3 protein-coding genes are annotated in these 3,784 nt (G+C 75.4%); 1 reads left to right on the top strand and 2 read right to left on the bottom strand.

Annotated elements, in window-relative coordinates:
* Positions 1–341 precede the first annotated feature (341 nt).
* A complete protein-coding gene (locus tag AC5LSR_RS00915) occupies positions 342–1,061 on the top strand; it encodes a dienelactone hydrolase family protein (protein ID WP_250286193.1) in 720 nt (239 codons plus the stop codon).
* Positions 1,062–1,293: 232 nt separating this feature from the next.
* On the opposite strand, the gene AC5LSR_RS00910 is transcribed toward AC5LSR_RS00915, so the two are convergent.
* Together AC5LSR_RS00910 and add are read right to left on the bottom strand one after the other, a co-directional pair.
* Complete coding sequence (locus tag AC5LSR_RS00910) at positions 1,294–2,112, bottom strand: demethylmenaquinone methyltransferase (RefSeq protein ID WP_445548776.1); 819 nt, start codon at positions 2,110–2,112, stop codon at positions 1,294–1,296.
* A 464-nt stretch (positions 2,113–2,576) separates the two neighbouring features.
* Positions 2,577–3,743, bottom strand: coding sequence for an adenosine deaminase (gene add / locus AC5LSR_RS00905; protein ID WP_250283250.1), 1,167 nt, complete (start codon positions 3,741–3,743; stop codon positions 2,577–2,579).
* Positions 3,744–3,784 lie beyond the last annotated feature (41 nt).

The following is a 3,784-nucleotide window of genomic DNA, read 5'->3' as shown; positions in this document are numbered from 1 at the left end:
TCATGGCACGACGGCCAGCATGGCCGACCGGCACCGGGCCGTACGCTCCCGCCCTCGCCGGGCGCACGGAGTCGGCAGGCCGTCACGCCCCACGCGCCCACACGTGCCCACACGTGCCCGCGAGCGGCCCGGCTGACAGGCCGCCACAGACCGGCCGGCCGGTCTGCCCGGATCACCCACCGAATGGTGGACGCCGCACCGGACGGCCGTGGATGTGCCGGAACGACAGTGATTGATCCCGCACGCTGGGGTACTACGGAGCATGGGCCGCGCCGTCCCTGATGCGATCCTCTCGTAGAGCCGTACCCACACCGGATGCACCGGACAGGAGCAGAGCACAGATGAGCCGCGAGACCGTGACGCTGTCCACCGCGGACGGGCCCATGCAGGCCGCCGTCGCCCACCCGGCCGGCAGGCCTCGAGGCGGGGTCGTCGTCGTCCAGGAGGCGTTCGGGCTCACCGACCACATCGTGGACGTGTGCGACCGGTTCGCCACCGCCGGCTGGCGCGCCATCGCGCCGGCCCTCTTCCACCGGGTGGGCTCGCCGGTCTTCCCCTACGGCGGGGACTTCACCGTGGTCCGGCAGGCCATGGGGACGCTCAACAGCCTCGACATCCTGGAGGACGTCGACGCAAGCATGGCCCTGCTCGCCGACGAGGGGACCGCCGTCGGCCGCATCGCGGTGGTCGGCTTCTGCATGGGCGGGTCGGTCGCCACCATCGCGGCCGTCCACCGCCCGCTCGGGGCCGCCGTGAGCTTCTACGGCGGCGGGCTCGCCGAGGGCAGGTTCGGCGAGGCACCCCTGATCGAGATCGCGCCCCGCCTGCAGGCCCCGTGGCTGGGCCTGTTCGGCGACCGTGACCAGGGCATCCCGGTGGAGCAGGTCGAGGCCTTCCGGTCGGCCGCGCGGGACGCCGCCGTGCCCACGCAGGTCGTCCGCTACCCGGACGCCGAGCACGGGTTCCACTGCGACGCCCGGCCCGCCGTGTACAACGCCGCCGCCGCCGAGGACGCCTGGGCCCGCACCCTGACCTGGCTGGACGCCCACATCCCAACCTGACCACCCGGCCCGCCCGTCCAACCCGGCCACCTGGTCCAGCCACCCGAACCGACCGCCTGATCCGACCACCTGATCCGACCGCCTGATCCGACCACCTGATCCGACCGCCGGCTCCGGCCAGCCGCCCGGCCCGTCCGATCAGCCGGTCCGCCCGGCCTCTCGGCCCCGGTCGCGCCGGGGCCGCCGCCGGCCAGCCCGGTCAACGGGCCGGCCGGCCCGGCCAACGGGGCGGTCAGGCCGGGCGCCAGGCCCGGTGCAGGGCCACGATGCCGCCGGTGAGGTTACGCCAGCCCACCCTGGTCCAGCCCGCGCCGGCGATGCGGTCGGCCAGGGCCGCCTGGTCCGGCCAGGCCCGGATCGACTCGGCCAGGTAGACGTACGCGTCCGGGCTGCTGCTGACCAGCCGGGCGAGGCCGGGCAGCGCCCGCATCAGGTACTCCGTGTAGACCGTGCGCCACGGCGCCCAGGTCGGGCGGCTGAACTCGCAGACCACCAGGCGCCCGCCCGGACGGGTCACCCGCGCCAGCTCCGCCAGGCACGCCTCGACGTCGACCACGTTGCGCAGGCCGAACGAGACCGTCACCCGGTCGAAGGACGCCGCCGCGAACGGCAGCGCGAGCCCGTCCCCGGCGACCAGCGCCAGCGCCCCACCGCCGGGAACCGGCTCCGTGCCACCGCCGGGAACCGGCGTCACTGTGCCGCCGCTGGCCGCGGGCGGACGCTGGCCCAGGCGTTGCTGCCCGACCCGGAGCATGCCCAGCGAGAAGTCGCAGGCCACGACCGAGACGCCCCGGGCGGCGAACGCCCGTGACGAGGTGCCGGTGCCGGCGGCCAGATCCAGTACCCGCAGCCCCGGGCGCAGGTCCAGGGCGTCCGCGGTGGCGCCGCGCCAGGTGCGGTCCAGACCGGCCGAGAGCACCGCGTTGGTCAGGTCGTAGCGCCGGGCGACACCGTCGAACATGGCCGCGACCTCGTCCGGCCGCTTCTGAGGCCCGGCCACCCGTGCCGGGGCTCCACCCGCGGGGCCCGCGGGGCTCCTCGTACCTCGCATGCTTCTTCCCAGGCTCCCCGTAATTCTTTCCGGGACTTTCAGGCTCCCCGGGCTTCTCGGACCACCCGGGCCGCGCAGGGCCCGCGGTCCTAGCGAGCTCAGCGGATGTCGCCGGCCCGCCGGTCCTGCCGCATTTTCCAGATCCTCCCGACCGGCTGGGCTTTCAGGAAATTTTCGGCCTTCTGTTGTTTCCGAGCCCTCTCGGCTCTCCTGACTCCTCAGATCTTCCCGACCCCCTGGATTTTCCAGGTCTTCCAGGTCTTCTGGGCCTGCCGGGCCTGCCGGGCCTGCCGGGCCTGCCGGGCCTGCCGGGCCTGCCGGGCCTGCCGGGCCTGCCGGGCCTGCCGGGCCTGCCGGGCCTGCCGGGCCTGCCGGGCCTGCCGGGCCTGCCGGGCCTGCCGGGCCTGCCGGGCCTGCCGGGCCTGCCGGGCCTGCCGGGCCTGCCGGGCCTGCCGGGACGGAGCTCACCGCGGCACCGTCGCGGTTCCGGCACCGCCGACGGGCCCAGAGCTCGGCACGGCCGCCGGCACGGCCGCGGTGGCGGGCGGGAAGGAGGCGGCCGCGGCGATACCGGCAGCCAGCGGATCCGTGCGGGCGGCCGTGGCCAGCGCCGCCCGCACGGCGTCCCAGTCGGTGCCGGTGCCGATCGCCGCCAGCCGCTGCCGCGTCGCGTCGTCGCACAGCGCGCCGGCGACGCCGGCCTCGTACAGGCCACGGGCGGACACGCCCAGTGCCGCGGCCACCGCGTGCTCACGGCCGAGATCGGTGTCGAACATAGCCGGGTCGTCGGTGGCCAGCGAGCAGCGCACCCCCGCCTCGACCAGCGCGGGCAGCGGATGCCCGGCAAGATCCGCCGCTGAGCGCGTCCGCAGGTTGGACACCGGGCAGACGTCCAGGACGACATCCCGCTCGACAAGATCGGCTACGAGGCCGGGATCGTCCAGGGCTCGGATGCCGTGCCGGATGCGGCGCGCGCCCAGGGCGTCCAACGCGCCGCGGATCGAGGCCGGCCCGCCGCTCTCCCCCGCGTGCGGGACGGCGGCCAGCCCGCCGTCGGCGGCGATGGCGAACGCCCGCGCGTACGGTTCGGGCGGGTGGCCGGCCTCCGGTCCGCCCAGCCCCAGGCCGACGATCCCCCGGTCGCGGAACCGGACCGCCTGGCGGGCCACCTCGCAGGCCTCCTCCGGCGGCAGGACACGGTCGATGTCGGGAGTGAGGCCCATGGGCAGGCCGAACCGTTCGCGGGCCTCGGCCACCCCGTCGGCGTAGCCGTTGAAGATCTCCTCCCAGGAGATCCCGCGCCGGACGCGGAACCACGGGGAGAAGATCCCCTCCACGTAGACCGCGCCGTGCGCGGATGCCTCGGCGGCGTAGTCGACGACGACCTGGCGGAAGTCCTCGGCGGTGCGCATCACATGTGTGGTGAGGACCCAGACCTCGATGAAGTGGTCGAAGTCCCGGAAGCGGTACAGCTCGGTGAGCTCCTCGACCGTCGTGGCCGGCAGCGCCTGCCCGTTACGCCGGGCCATCGCCAGCAGGGTCGCCGGACGGACCGTGCCCTCCAGGTGAACATGCAGTTCGATCTTCGGTCCGGTGGGCGGCCCGGTAGGCGGGCCAGCGGGCGCGGTCACTCCGACAGGCTAGCCGCCCCCTCCCGCCCAGGTGCGCGGAC

It is taken from the genome of Protofrankia sp. CiP1_Cm_nod4, assembly GCF_982290645.1.
This window is presented reverse-complemented; position numbering and strand designations above follow the sequence as displayed.

Coding starts and splice junctions, on each gene's coding strand:
- AC5LSR_RS00915 (WP_250286193.1), top strand. CDS start 342: ATGAGCCGCGAGACCGTGACGCTGTCCACCGCGGACGGGCCCATGCAG.
- AC5LSR_RS00910 (WP_445548776.1), bottom strand. CDS start 2,112: ATGCGAGGTACGAGGAGCCCCGCGGGCCCCGCGGGTGGAGCCCCGGCA.